The sequence below is a fragment of the Streptomyces sp. NPDC006743 genome (genome assembly GCF_040703815.1).
GTDB lineage: Bacteria > Actinomycetota > Actinomycetes > Streptomycetales > Streptomycetaceae > Streptomyces.
The window spans coordinates 327,380-340,353 of sequence record NZ_JBEYJA010000003.1 but is presented as its reverse complement, the minus strand read 5'-3'; the positions used below and the strand labels follow the sequence as shown (position 1 = coordinate 340,353).

General features: G+C 71.8%; 14 protein-coding genes and 3 tRNA genes. 13 read left to right on the top strand and 4 right to left on the bottom strand.

The window, feature by feature from the left end; genetic code table 11:
- Positions 1–1,142 precede the first annotated feature (1,142 nt).
- A complete protein-coding gene (locus tag ABZ719_RS04650; RefSeq protein WP_366723741.1) occupies positions 1,143–1,655 on the top strand; it encodes a hypothetical protein in 513 nt (170 codons plus the stop codon).
- A 96-nt stretch (positions 1,656–1,751) separates the two neighbouring features.
- Entirely contained in the window at positions 1,752–1,970 is a 219-nt protein-coding gene (locus ABZ719_RS04645; protein WP_366723740.1) for a hypothetical protein, read from the top strand.
- 35 nt (positions 1,971–2,005) lie between these two features.
- On the opposite strand, the gene ABZ719_RS04640 is transcribed toward ABZ719_RS04645, so the two are convergent.
- Both ABZ719_RS04640 and ABZ719_RS04635 read right to left on the bottom strand, forming a co-directional pair.
- On the bottom strand, positions 2,006–2,662 hold the full coding sequence (locus ABZ719_RS04640; RefSeq protein WP_366723739.1) for an SDR family oxidoreductase: 657 nt from the start codon (positions 2,660–2,662) through the stop codon (positions 2,006–2,008).
- Between the two features lie 454 nt (positions 2,663–3,116).
- Positions 3,117–4,472, bottom strand: coding sequence for an amidohydrolase family protein (locus ABZ719_RS04635; protein WP_366723738.1), 1,356 nt, complete (start codon positions 4,470–4,472; stop codon positions 3,117–3,119).
- Between the two features lie 233 nt (positions 4,473–4,705).
- Between ABZ719_RS04635 and ABZ719_RS04630 the strand changes: the two genes are divergently transcribed.
- From ABZ719_RS04630 to ABZ719_RS04600, 7 genes are all read left to right on the top strand, one after another.
- Positions 4,706–4,778: transfer RNA gene (locus tag ABZ719_RS04630), tRNA-Thr, on the top strand.
- A gap of 46 nt (positions 4,779–4,824) precedes the next feature.
- Positions 4,825–4,897: transfer RNA gene (locus ABZ719_RS04625), tRNA-Met, on the top strand.
- Between the two features lie 91 nt (positions 4,898–4,988).
- A complete protein-coding gene (gene rpmG / locus ABZ719_RS04620; RefSeq protein WP_003948671.1) occupies positions 4,989–5,153 on the top strand; it encodes a 50S ribosomal protein L33 in 165 nt (54 codons plus the stop codon).
- A gap of 156 nt (positions 5,154–5,309) precedes the next feature.
- Positions 5,310–5,762, top strand: a complete 453-nt coding sequence (locus tag ABZ719_RS04615) for a MaoC family dehydratase N-terminal domain-containing protein (RefSeq protein WP_037863549.1) — start codon at positions 5,310–5,312, stop codon at positions 5,760–5,762.
- 7 nt (positions 5,763–5,769) lie between these two features.
- Positions 5,770–6,198 carry a MaoC family dehydratase gene (locus tag ABZ719_RS04610; protein WP_366723737.1) on the top strand — a complete coding sequence of 143 codons (429 nt, stop codon included), beginning with the start codon at positions 5,770–5,772 and terminating at the stop codon, positions 6,196–6,198.
- Between the two features lie 81 nt (positions 6,199–6,279).
- Complete coding sequence (locus tag ABZ719_RS04605) at positions 6,280–7,335, top strand: UDP-N-acetylmuramate dehydrogenase (RefSeq protein ID WP_366723736.1); 1,056 nt, start codon at positions 6,280–6,282, stop codon at positions 7,333–7,335.
- Between the two features lie 54 nt (positions 7,336–7,389).
- On the top strand, positions 7,390–8,139 hold the full coding sequence (locus ABZ719_RS04600) for a thioredoxin domain-containing protein (RefSeq protein ID WP_366723735.1): 750 nt from the start codon (positions 7,390–7,392) through the stop codon (positions 8,137–8,139).
- A 51-nt stretch (positions 8,140–8,190) separates the two neighbouring features.
- Here ABZ719_RS04600 and ABZ719_RS04595 read toward each other — a convergent pair whose 3' ends face one another.
- Complete coding sequence (locus ABZ719_RS04595; RefSeq protein WP_366723734.1) at positions 8,191–9,222, bottom strand: adenosine deaminase; 1,032 nt, start codon at positions 9,220–9,222, stop codon at positions 8,191–8,193.
- A 132-nt stretch (positions 9,223–9,354) separates the two neighbouring features.
- A complete protein-coding gene (locus ABZ719_RS04590) occupies positions 9,355–10,581 on the bottom strand; it encodes a pyridoxal phosphate-dependent aminotransferase (protein ID WP_366723733.1) in 1,227 nt (408 codons plus the stop codon).
- A gap of 272 nt (positions 10,582–10,853) precedes the next feature.
- Here ABZ719_RS04590 and ABZ719_RS04585 point away from each other — a divergent pair.
- From ABZ719_RS04585 to rplK, 4 genes are all read left to right on the top strand, one after another.
- A tRNA-Trp gene (locus tag ABZ719_RS04585) sits at positions 10,854–10,926 on the top strand.
- 107 nt (positions 10,927–11,033) lie between these two features.
- On the top strand, positions 11,034–11,321 hold the full coding sequence (gene secE, locus ABZ719_RS04580; RefSeq protein ID WP_037858369.1) for a preprotein translocase subunit SecE: 288 nt from the start codon (positions 11,034–11,036) through the stop codon (positions 11,319–11,321).
- 81 nt (positions 11,322–11,402) lie between these two features.
- Positions 11,403–12,299: a transcription termination/antitermination protein NusG gene (gene nusG / locus ABZ719_RS04575; protein ID WP_037858371.1), complete on the top strand. Its 897-nt coding sequence runs from the start codon at positions 11,403–11,405 to the stop codon at positions 12,297–12,299.
- A 168-nt stretch (positions 12,300–12,467) separates the two neighbouring features.
- The gene (rplK, locus tag ABZ719_RS04570; RefSeq protein WP_037858373.1) at positions 12,468–12,902 is read left to right on the top strand and encodes a 50S ribosomal protein L11; all 435 of its coding nucleotides are present in this window, start codon (positions 12,468–12,470) and stop codon (positions 12,900–12,902) included.
- Positions 12,903–12,974: the final 72 nt, after the last annotated feature.

Genomic DNA, 12,974 nt, shown 5'->3' with positions numbered 1-12,974 from the left:
CCGCAGTCACCTCATAGACGGCTGCCTCACCGAGACCGGCCTGACCATCAGGCCCGCCTGAGCAACTCCACGACATCACGAGTTCAACCTCAGTAGCGCAAGCTGTGCAGCCGCCTCGCGGACATTTCACTCAAGGTGCGCAAGGCAGCAGGCAGTGCCATGATGAGATGCGAAGTCGGCAGGAGAGGAAGGCGTACTTTCCGCCAAGCCGTCCGCGTGCCTCGGGGATGTACGCATGCGGATCGAGGGTCAGGTCGAGTGACCGCCGCCTGCCGGATGGGACAAGCGCGAGTTGTCGTCGGAGACCGAGCGACTAGGGCCCATGCCGAAGACGCCAGCCCAGCTAGGGGCATTCTCAAGCGACGCTCGAGCGCGTCAGCCCAGGAAAGGAATGCGGAGCCATGGCGAGTTTCCTCAAACGTCATTGCAGGGCCAGCTCAGCCGCTGCCGTTCTGGTGGCAGTCGCGGGTGGCATCGCCCTTCCAGGCGCCACGGTCGCGGCCGCGAGGACGACTCAGACAGCGGACACCTGCATCTCGGGGTACGTGTGGCGTGAGGCGTTCGCTGGTGATCACGTCTGCGTCACTCCCGGTACCCGCGCCCAGGCCGCGGACGACAACGCGCACAAGGAAAGCCGGTGGGTCAACACCAGCCTTACGTGCGCGTCCGGGTACGTATGGCGTGAAGCGGACGCTCGTGACTTGGTCTGCGTCACCCCCGGCACGCGAGCTCAGACCAAGTACGACAACGCCCACGCGGCAGAGCGCGTAGCGGGCTGACCCATCTGGGAACGATGAGGTCCCGTGCGATCCGTGCTGACGAAACGGGGCCTCATCTGTCGCCGTGCCGACCCTGTCGGATGGAGCGAAACAGTCACGTCGTAGTAGCCGTAGGCCCGCTGCCACTTGGTGCACTCACCGCTCGTGGAAACCGACGCGGTCGTCGCGGCGGGGGCGGCTGCTGTGGCCGTACTCGTCGTGCCGATTGCGGTACCGCCGGCCAGCAGGAAGCCGGTCGCAACGCAGGCGAAGGCCCGCTTGGCGCGACGTACTCGCATGGCTCTGCTCCTCTGCCACGTGGGCCGGGTGTCCGGTGCAGCGCGGGGGTGGGGGACTGCGGCGGTGCGGGCATAGCTTGCCGTCATGGGATTCTTCGACAAGCTGACCGGCACTCAGCGCCCGCCGGACGGGGTGCCGGCCGTCCCCGGGGAAGAGATGCGGGCGGCGCTGCTCGGCCTCAACGGGCCGCAGGCCGCGTTCGTCGTCCGCTACGGCGGCGGTGAACGGTGCGACCTGCTGGCGGAGTGGCGGTTGACGGAGCCCGCATGGCAGCAGATCTTCGTCCGGTCCCAGATCAGTCACGCCGTGCGGATCCGCATGCGGCTGGACCGTCAGGCGCACGAGGTCCGGGCTCTCGAGGAACAGTGGGAACTGAGCCGCGTCGGCACTCCCACGAGGCTCCAGGTCACCTCGGCGTACACACGCGGGCCGAGCCGGACCGTCAGCCGCCAGTGGACCATCGGGCGGGGGGCCGACGGCCGGGTGGAGGCGACGGAGACCTTCCGCTTCGACAGCGCCCGGCTGCGCGAGCCGCTGCGCGCCACCGTCCTGGAGTCCGGCTGGACCTGGCGGCCAGTGGTCTTCGGCAAGCTGTGAGGTCACGGGTCCGCCGCACGTGCCGGGCGGTCCCGCGAAGCGGTGGCCGCGTCCGGCCGCCCCGGCGTTGTCGGTGCCCCGGTGCACACTGGCCCCATGTCCTCGTCCTCGCGCCGTAGAGCCTGCCCCGTGTGCCGTCGGGAGATCGCTGTCGTCGCCGGGCGGTTCGCGCGGCACGACCCGCCTGGGGCGCGCGGCACCGGTGAGCTGACCTCGTGTCCCGGCTCGCGCCGGCCCGCGCAACTCGGGGCCGTACAGCCGTCGCTGGACGGATACGCCGTCCCCGACTTCCCCGGGCAGCTCCGCCTGTTCTGAGCGGACGGCGGGCGCGCCGCGTCCCGCCCGTGCGCTCAGTTCCCGGCCACCGACTTCACCGCCACCGCCACCGGGGTCGAACCGCCGACCAGTTCCAGTGTCAGGCCGGCTGTCGCCGGGGTGTCCACCAGTTCGGCCAGCACCGTGGCCACGTCGTCGCGGGACACCGATCCCCGGCCGGTGTGCGCCTCCAGCCGGACCTGGCCGGTGCCGGGTTCGTCCGTCAGCGAGCCCGGGCGCAGGATCGTCCAGTCGAGGCCCTCCTGCGCGCGCACGTGGTCGTCCGCCTCGCCCTTGGCGCGCAGGTACACGTCGAAGACGTCGTCGCCCTCGTGGCGCGCGTCCGCGCCCATCGAGGACACGACCACGTGACGCCGTACCCCCGCCCGGACCGCCGCGTCGGCGAACAGCACCGCCGCTCCCTTGTCCACCGTGTCCTTGCGGGCCGCGCCGCTGCCCGGTCCCGCACCCGCCGCGAACACCGCCGCGTCCGCGCCCCGCAGCCGCTGCGCGACCTCCTCGGCCGAGGCGGACTCCAGGTCCAGCACGACCGGTTCGGCGCCGGCCGCCCGCAGGTCGCCGGCCTGCTCGGCCCGGCGGATGATGCCCGCGACCTCGTCCCCCCGCGCGGCGAGCAACCGCTCCAGCCGCAGCGCGATCTGACCATGACCACCAGCGATGACAATGCGCATGTCTCCGACCGTACGCCCGGACGGCCGTATCCGCCGCACGGCTTCGGCACGCCCCGGCGGCGCACCAGCGATCACCCTCCCCGGTCCCGTACCCGGGGAACCCACCCCGGTCCCGTACCCGGGGAACCCACCCGGTCCCGTACCCGGGGGCCTCGCCCCGGTTTCGCACCCGGGGAACCCATCCCGGTCCCGCATTCCGGGGACCTCGCCCCGGCCCCGCAGCCGGGGACCTCGCCCCGGCCCCGCACTCGGGCACCCCGCCCCAGATCCGCCCCGCGCCCCCAGGGAACCCTCCCCGGCCACGCGCCCCCGACAACCCGACGACGCATCCCCGGATCCGCCCCGAACGCCCCACGCCCTCCCCGCAGGCACCCCGCCGCCCCGCCGGCCCGGACGGCGCCCCCACCGTCCCCCGCCCCGCCGGGCCCGGAAGGCGCCCTCACCGCCTCCGCCCCTACGACAACTCCCCCCGCCCCTGCCGCGGCAGCCCCAGTTCCACCGACGCCGCCGAGTCGCAGAACTCCCGTACCGCGCTGGTACGCGCCACCACGCGCCCCCGGTGCACCACGATGCGGCTGTACGCGAGCGACAGCGCCCCCGCGAGCCGGTCACCGCGCACCGCGAGCAGTTCGGCCGGGAACCCGGCCTCCACCCGCACCTCGGGCAGACCGAGCACCGCCCGGGCTGAGGCGCTCACCATCTCGTAGGCGTCCTCGGGACGCAGTCCGTACCGGGAGACCAGCAGGTAGGCCGCCTCCAGCGGGTCACCGCGGCCGACCGGGTTGGACACGTCCCGCAGGGCGCCGCTGCCCGCGGCCACCCGTACCCCGGCCGCCCGCAGCAGCCGTACCGGAGCCGTCCCCGGGCCCTCCGCGCCCGCGCACCCGCCCTGCGGCAGGCACACCACCGTCACGCCCGCCGCGGCCAGCTGGTCCGCGGTCCGGGCCGCCGCCTCGGCGGGCAGCCGGGCCAGGCCGCCGCAGGGGCTCAGCGTCACACCGGGACGGAGTCCGCCCGCCATCACCGCGATCCGGGCGAGGCGGGCCGGGTCGGTGCCGTCCGTGTGCAGGTCGACCGGGCAGCCGTGCTCGGAGGCCACCTCGAGGACGGCCTCCACGTACCCGGTGGGATCGGGATCGACGTCGGGGCAGCCGCCGACGACACAGGCGCCCATCTTGACCGCGTCGCGCAGCACCGCCAGGCCGTCCGCGCCGGCCGCACCGGTCAGCACCCGCGGCACCGCCACCGTCGTCAGCTCGGCCAGCCCGCGCAGCGCCCGGCGCGCCCGCAGCACCGCCGTCAGGGCGCCCAGCCCCTGGACGTCCCCCACGCGCACGTGCGCGCGCAGCGCGGTGGCGCCGTGCCCGAGCTGGAGCAGCGCCGCCTCGGTGGCCCGGCGCTGGACGTCCTCCGCGTCGTAGGAGAGGGGCCCGTCGGTGTCGGCGGTCAGGGCGGTGTCGGCATGCGCGTGGGGCTCGGCCGGGGCCGGCAGGAGCAGGTAGCCGCTGAGGTCCACGCGGGCCCCGCCGTCCCGCCCCCCGCCCCCGCGCGGCTCGTCCGCGCCGCGCTCACCGCCCCGGCCGGGGCCGCACTCCCGCTCCGCCGCACCGGGCCGGGCGGCGGGGCCGCCTGCCGGGCCCAGGCTGCCGGCCGTGCCCACCGCCTCGATGCGGCCGCCGGACAGCCGTACGTCCACGGTCCGGCCGTCGGTGAGCCGTGCTCCGCACAGCAGTAGGGTGTCCGGGTCCGGCCGGCCGGAGGGTCCCGGGGAGGACGACGAGTGGGGCGGCTGCGGCTGACCGGGGGGCATCGCACTCCAGGTACGACAGGTGAACACGGGACAGGGGCGCGCGGTGCGCACACCGGGGCACGCAAGATCACGCAGAGTGCGTCGAGCCTAGGGTGACCGCCCGCCGGGAAGCGGGAGGAGCGCAATAGTCGTACCGGTGTGGCCGCCCGGTCGGGGGGCGGCGGACACGGGAGGCGGGCCCGCGGAACGGATTTGGGCGAACGGCTGCGGACCGTGTAATGTCTTCATCGCTCGCCCCAATAGCTCAGTCGGCAGAGCGTCTCCATGGTAAGGAGAAGGTCTACGGTTCGATTCCGTATTGGGGCTCTGGTGTGAGAGGTTCCCGCCGCGAGGCGGGGCCCGATCTCATCAAAGCGGTGTAGCTCAGTCGGTAGAGCAAGCGGCTCATAATCGCTGTGTCACCGGTTCAAGTCCGGTCACCGCTACTGACAGTAGCCGATTGCGGGGTCGGTCCTTCGATCGGCTACTCTTTCTTGCGTTGAAGTTAGTCCACCCGTTCGTCTTAGGAGCACTCACGTGGCTGCCACCGACGTCCGCCCGAAGATCACGCTGGCCTGCGTGGAGTGCAAGGAGCGGAACTACATCACCAAGAAGAACCGGCGTAACAACCCGGATCGTCTTGAGATGAAGAAGCACTGCCCGCGTTGCAACGCGCACACCGCGCACCGCGAAACGCGATAAATCAGGCTCATACGTGAGGCCGCCCCCGCACCATGGGGGCGGCCTCACGTTGTTTCACCAGCTCCGCCGCTTCTCCGGCTCCGGTGGACCCGGCTCCCCGTCGTCTCCCCGGATCCCTCCGCACGACCGCAGCTGACACCAGGAGGTACCGAGCCCATGGCGCTCGACCAGTCCTTCGTGGGCCGTTCCTATCCGCCCACCGCCCCCTACGAGGTGGGCCGGGAGAAGATCCGCGAGTTCGCCCAGGCGGTGGGTGACGCCAACCCGGCGTACACGGACCCCGAGGCCGCCCGGGCGCTCGGCCACCCCGACGTGATCGCCCCGCCGACCTTCGTGTTCCTGATCACGTACCGGGCCGCCGGCGAGGTCGTCCAGGACCCGCGGCTCGGCCTCGACTACAGCCGCGTGGTGCACGGCGACCAGAAGTTCGCCTACCAGCGGCCCGTGCGCGCCGGTGACCGGCTGACCGTGACCTCGACCATCGAGGCGGTCAAGACCATGGCCGGCAGCGACATCCTGGACATCCGCGGCGAGGTGCACGACGCGGCGGGCGAGCACGTGGTGACCGCCTGGATGAAGCTGGTGGCCCGTGCGGCCGAGGAGGCGTGAGGAACCGATGACGGCGAAGATCTCCTACGACGACGTCGAGGTCGGCACCGAACTGCCGGGCCGTGCCTTCCCCGTGACCCGTACCACCCTCGTCCAGTACGCGGGTGCCTCCGGGGACTTCAACCCGATCCACTGGAACGAGAAGTTCGCCAAGGAGGTCGGACTGCCGGACGTGATCGCGCACGGCATGTTCACCATGGCCGAGGCGATCCGCGTCGTCACCGACTGGGCCGGGGACCCCGGCGCGGTCGTGGAGTACGGCGTCCGCTTCACCAAGCCCGTCGTCGTCCCGAACGACGACAAGGGGGCGCTCGTCGAGGTCGTCGGCAAGGTCGGCGCCAAGCTCGACGACCGCACCGTGCGGGTCGACCTGATCGCGACGTGCGGCGGCCAGAAGGTCCTCGGCAGGTCCCAGGCGGTCGTCCGACTGGCCTGACGCCGTCTGCCGTCTGCCGTCTGCCGTCCGCCGTCGCGGGCCGAGGCGGTGCTGTCGGCGGGGCCCCGTAGTCTTGGGCGCGTGCAGGAACTCCACGACGCGCCCCTCGCCCCGCTGACCACCTTCCGGCTGGGCGGTCCCGCGACCCGGCTGCTCACCGCGACCACCGACGCGGAGGTCGTCGACGCCGTCCGCGAGGCCGACGCCGCGGGCACCCCGCTGCTGGTCATCGGCGGCGGCTCCAACCTGGTCATCGGCGACAAGGGTTTCGACGGCACCGCGCTGCACATCGCCACCCGCGGCTTCGCCCTCCACGGGACGACGCTGGAGCTGGCCGCCGGCGAGGTGTGGTCCGACGCCGTCGCCCGCACCGTGGAGGTCGGGCTCGCGGGCATCGAGTGCCTCTCCGGCATCCCCGGCTCCGCCGGCGCCACCCCCGTCCAGAACGTCGGGGCGTACGGCCAGGAGGTCTCCGCCACCATCACCGAGGTCGTCGCCTACGACCGCGCGGCCGGCGAGACGGTGACCCTGGCCAACGCGGACTGCGCCTTCTCCTACCGGCACAGCCGCTTCAAGGAGCACCCCGACCGGTACGTCGTCCTGCGGGTCCGTTTCGCCCTGGAGGACGCGGGCGGGCTGTCGGCGCCCCTGAGATACGCCGAGACGGCGCGCGCCCTGGGCGTGTCCGCCGGCGACCGCGTTCCGCTGGGCACCGCCCGCGACACCGTGCTGAAGCTGCGCGCGGGCAAGGGCATGGTGCTGGACCCCGAGGACCACGACACCTGGTCGGCCGGGTCCTTCTTCACCAACCCCATCCTCACGGACGCCGAGTTCGGCGCGTTCCGCGCGCGCGTGCGGGAGCGGCTGGGCGAGGGTGCGGAGCCGCCCGCGTACCCGGCGGGTCAGGGGCGCACCAAGACCTCGGCGGCCTGGCTGATCGACAAGGCCGGCTTCACCAAGGGCTACGGCACGGGTCCGGCCCGCATCTCCGGCAAACACACGCTCGCCCTGACCAACCGCGGCGGCGCCACCACGGAGGACCTGCTGGCCCTCGCCCGCGAGGTCGTGGCGGGCGTCCGCGGGGCCTTCGGCATCACCCTGGTCAACGAGCCGGTGACGGTCGGAGTGAGCCTGTAGCCGCCCGGAGATCGCATAGGGTCGATCCCTGTTCCGACAGGGAGGGGAAGGACCATGCGGGGCGTACGAGGCCGGCGGGGCCGCCGGGGCGTCGTGATCGCGGTCGCGGCCGTACTGGTGGGCGCGCTCGCCACAGGGTGCGACCAGGGAGCCGACGGCGGCAAGGCGGCCGGCGGGGACGGGGAGCCCGCCGCCGCGGCCCCCGGTACGGTGGCCACCGGCACGGCGGCGGCCACACAGACGCTCGCGCCCGACGGCACCACCGTCCGCGTCGGTTCGCCGCGGGCCAAGACCGTCGTCCACGTCTACGAGGACATGCGCTGCCCGGTCTGCAAGAAGTTCGAGACCGAGGGCGGCGGCGAGGCCCTGCGCGACCTGGTCCGCTCCGGTGAGGTGCGGGCGGAGTACACCCTGGCCTCCTTCCTCGACCGCGACGGCGGCCACGGCTCGGAGAAGGCCGCGAACGCCCTGCGGGCCGCCCTGGACGCGGGCAGGTTCGCCGAGTTCCACGACGTCCTCTTCGCTCACCAGCCCGAGGAGAGCGTCGACGGCTACACCGACGCGTTCCTGCTGGACATGGCCTCCCGCGTGAAGGGCCTGCGCGGCCAGGAGTTCGACGCGGCGGTCAAGGGCATGAAGTACCGCGGTTTCGTGACCGCCTCCGCGCGCGCCTTCGACGCCTCCGGGGTGACCGGCACGCCCACGCTGAAGGTCAACGGCAGGACGGTCCCGCCGTCGATGAGCGGCGCGCTCTTCGACAAGTCGTCGCTGCCCATGGTGATCGGCGCCCTGTCGCAGTCGTGACCCCTCTCCCGGCGCTCCGCCCGGCCTTCCTTGCGCCCCTCCTGCCGTCCCTCAGCCGGCCAGCCAGTCGTCGACCCCGGACAGCAGCTTGGTCCGTACGTCCTCCGGGGCGGCCGAGCCGCGGATGGACTGACGGGCCAGTTCGGCCAGTTCGGCGTCGGTGAAGGCGTGGTGGCGGCGGGCGAACTCGTACTGGGCCGCCAGCCGGGAGCCGAAGAGCAGGGGGTCGTCGGCGCCGAGCGCCATCGGGACACCGGCGTCGTACAGGGTCCGCAGGGGGACGTCCGCGGGCTTCTCGTACACGCCGAGGGCCACGTTGGAGGCCGGGCAGACCTCACAGGTCACGCCGCGCTCGGCGAGGCGCCGCAGCAGACGCGGGTCGTCCGCCGCCCGCACGCCGTGGCCCACCCGGTGGGCGTGCAGGTCGTCCAGGCAGTCCCGGACCGAGGACGGGCCGGCCAGCTCGCCGCCGTGCGGGGCCGCGAACAGGCCGCCCTCCCGGGCGATCGCGAACGCCCGGTCGAAGTCCCGCGCCATGCCCCGGCGCTCGTCGTTGGACAGGCCGAAGCCGACCACGCCACGGTCGCGGTAGCGCACGGCCAGCCGGGCCAGCGTGCGGGCGTCCAGGGGGTGCTTCATGCGGTTGGCCGCGACCAGGACCCGCATCCCCAGGCCCGTCTCGCGCGAGGCCGCGTCGACCGCGTCCAGGATGATCTCCAGCGCCGGGATCAGCCCGCCCAGGCGCGGCGCGTACGAGGTCGGGTCGACCTGGATCTCCAGCCAGCCCGAGCCGTCCCTGACGTCCTCCTCGGCGGCCTCGCGCACCAGCCGCTGGATGTCCTCCGGCTCCCGCAGGCAGGAACGCGCCGCGTCGTACAGCCGCTGGAAGCGGAACCAGCCCCGCTCGTCCGTCGCCCGCAGTCTCGGCGGCTCCCCGCTGAACAGGGCCTCGGTCAGCGCGTCGGGCAGCCGTACGCCGTACTTGTCGGCCAGTTCCAGCAGGGTGGCGGGGCGCATCGACCCGGTGAAGTGCAGGTGCAGATGGGCCTTCGGCAGCTCAGAGACATCACGTACACGCTCCATCCCAGGATCCTGCCGTACGCCCCCCGGGTCCCGGTAGCCGTTTCCCCGTTCGTGGTCTTGCTCGCACAAAGGTCAGGGGCGCACCACCCCGGAACGTTCCCAGGTGATACGCCCCTTTTCCGGCGCTTCGCGTCAGTCCCGTGCTTCCGCGAGCAGCTTCTGCATCCGGCTCACGCCCTCCACCAGGTCCTCGTCACCGAGGGCGTAGGACAGCCGCAGGTAGCCCGGGGTGCCGAAGGCCTCGCCGGGGACGACCGCCACCTCGGCCTCCTCCAGGATGAGCGCGGCCAGCTCGACCGAGTTCTGCGGGCGCTTGCCGCGGATCTCCTTGCCGATCAGCTCCTTCACCGACGGGTAGGCGTAGAACGCGCCCTCCGGCTCGGGGCAGAGCACGCCGTCGATCTCGTTGAGCATCCGCACGATGGTCCTGCGGCGCCGGTCGAAGGCCTCGCGCATCGTCGCGACGGCCTCCAGGCCGCCGGAGACCGCGGCGAGGGCGGCCACCTGGGCGACGTTCGAGACGTTGGACGTGGCGTGCGACTGCAGGTTGGTCGCGGCCTTGATCACGTCCTTGGGGCCGATGACCCAGCCCACGCGCCAGCCGGTCATGGCGTACGTCTTGGCCACGCCGTTGACGACGACGCACTTGTCGCGCAGCTCGGGCAGGAGCGCCGGCAGGGAGACGGAGACCGCGTCGCCGTAGACCAGGTGCTCGTAGATCTCGTCGGTGAGCACCCACAGCCCGTGCTCGACGGCCCAGCGCCCGATCGCCTCGGTCTCGGCCTCGGAGTACACCGCGCCGGTCGGGTTGGACGGCGAGACGAACAGGACGACCTTGGTCTTCTCGGTGCGGGCGGCCTCCAGCTGCTCGACCGTGACGCGGTAGCCGGTGGTCTCGTCGGCGACGACCTCGACGGGGACCCCGCCGGCCAGGCGGATCGACTCCGGGTACGTCGTCCAGTACGGCGCCGGCACGATGACCTCGTCGCCCGGGTCGAGGATCGCGGCGAAGGCCTCGTAGATGGCCTGCTTGCCGCCGTTGGTGACCAGGATCTGCGAGACGTCCGGCTCCCAGCCGGAGTCGCGCAGCGTCTTCGCGGCGATCGCGGCCTTCAGCTCGGGCAGTCCGCCGGCCGGCGTGTACCGGTGGTACTTCGGGTTCTTGCAGGCCTCGACGGCCGCCTCGACGATGTAGTCCGGGGTGGGGAAGTCGGGCTCACCGGCGCCGAAGCCGATCACCGGACGCCCGGCGGCCTTCAGGGCCTTGGCCTTGGCGTCCACGGCGAGGGTGGCGGACTCGGAGATCGCGCCGATACGCGCGGAGACCCGGCGCTCGGTCGGAGGGGTTGCAGCGCTCATACCGTCCATGGTTCCAGACCCCCCTGGCGCCGGGCACACGGGTTTCACGGAGTGGGCAGGGACGGTGCACCTGGTGAACATCCGTCCGGATCCGGGCCCCGGACAGGCGATCTTCCGGCCCGATCCGCTTCCGCGGGCCGCGAAGAACACTTTCTGTTCGACGACCGGCCCCGGACCACGTACACTCTCACCTCGTTGGCCTTCAGCAGCCGCCGCCGCACCTGGTGCACACCGGGCCTACGGTCGGATGCGGTACGTTGGGGGACACACAAAGGGTCGTAGCTCAATTGGTAGAGCACTGGTCTCCAAAACCAGCGGTTGGGGGTTCAAGTCCCTCCGGCCCTGCTACACACACCTTCGCCAGGATGTGTGCGCATGTACGTACAGCAATGCACCGCCGTGCGGCTCGACCGGGCGCGGCACGGCCACGACCCGGAATCAGGTGAGGACGAATGACGGACGCCGTGGGCTCCATCGACACGCCTGATGCCCAGGACGAGATGGCGGAGTCCCAGAAGAAGCCCCGCAAGGGCGGCAAGCGTGCCAAGAAGGGCCCGCTGAAGCGTCTCGCTCTCTTCTACCGGCAGATCGTCGCGGAACTCCGCAAGGTCGTCTGGCCCTCACGTAACCAGCTGACGACCTACACCACCGTGGTGATCGTCTTCGTGGCCGTCATGATCGGCCTGGTGACCGTGATTGACTATGGGCTCAACCACGCGGCCAAGTACGTCTTCGGCTGAGCCAAGAGCGAAGGGCGCCGTGGTTACCGGCGCCCGTTTTCGCATGTTCCACCCCTATGTATCCAGGAAGAAGCAGCCACCGTGTCTGACCCGAACCTGAACGACGCCATCGAGCCGACCGAGTCCGTGGATGACGAGCTCGACATCGTCGAGGGTGCGGACGAGGCGGACGAGGCCGAGGCTGCCGACGCCGCCGCGGGCGAGCCGGCCGAGGAGGCCGCCGTCCACGTCGAGGACGAGGACGGCGAGGCCGCCGAGGACTCCGACGAGTCGGAGGACTCCGAGGAGGCCGCGGACGAGGCCGCCGAAGGGGAGGACGCCGAGGCCGCCGCGACCGAGGACGCCGAGGAGGAGCCCGACGTCGACCCGGTCACCAAGCTCCGCGAGGAACTGCGCACGCTGCCCGGCGAGTGGTACGTGATCCACACCTACGCGGGCTACGAGAAGCGCGTGAAGGCCAACCTGGAGCAGCGCGCCGTCTCGCTGAACGTCGAGGAGTTCATCTACCAGGCCGAGGTCCCCGAGGAGGAGATCGTCCAGATCAAGAACGGCGAGCGCAAGACCGTCCGGCAGAACAAGCTGCCCGGTTACGTCCTCGTCCGGATGGATCTGACGAACGAGTCCTGGGGCGTCGTCCGCAACACCCCGGGCGTCACGGGCTTCGTCGGCAACGCCTACGACCCCTACCCGCTGTCCCTGGACGAGATCGTGAAGATGCTCGCCCCGGAGGCGGAGGAGAAGGCCGCCCGCGAGGCTGCCGAGGCCGAGGGCAAGCCGGCGCCGCAGCGCAAGGTCGAGGTCCAGGTGCTGGACTTCGAGGTGGGCGACTCGGTCACCGTCACCGACGGCCCGTTCGCGACGCTGCAGGCCACGATCAACGAGATCAACCCGGACTCCAAGAAGGTCAAGGGTCTGGTGGAGATCTTCGGTCGCGAGACCCCGGTCGAGCTGAGCTTCGACCAGATCCAGAAGAACTAGTTCTTTCTGGGCGAACTGCTTCCGCGCAGGTCAGGCGCTCGCTCCGCGAGCGCCTGACCTGCGCGGTTTTCAGCCGCGCATCTATACCCGTTATCGTTGTGCGGTATGCCTGCGTCCGGGTGGTCCCCGAGCGCGGGCAGGACCCGAACCGAAAGGACCCGGAGAGCTATGCCTCCCAAGAAGAAGAAGGTCACGGGGCTCATCAAGCTCCAGATCAACGCCGGTGCGGCGAACCCGGCCCCGCCGGTCGGCCCGGCGCTGGGCCAGCACGGCGTCAACATCATGGAGTTCTGCAAGGCCTACAACGCCGCGACCGAGTCGCAGCGTGGCTGGGTCATCCCGGTGGAGATCACGGTCTACGAGGACCGTTCCTTCACCTTCGTGACCAAGACCCCGCCGGCCGCCAAGATGATCCTCAAGGCCGCGGGCGTGGAGAAGGGCTCCGGCGAGCCGCACAAGACCAAGGTCGCCAAGATCACCGAGGCGCAGGTCCGCGAGATCGCCCAGACCAAGCTGCCCGACCTCAACGCCAACGACCTGGACGCCGCGTCGAAGATCATCGCCGGCACCGCCCGCTCCATGGGCATCACGGTCGAGGGCTGAACCCCAGCCTCCGTCACACCCCCGTAGAACCGTGGCAGGGCCTGCTCGGCCCGTACCACGACTCCTTTCAGA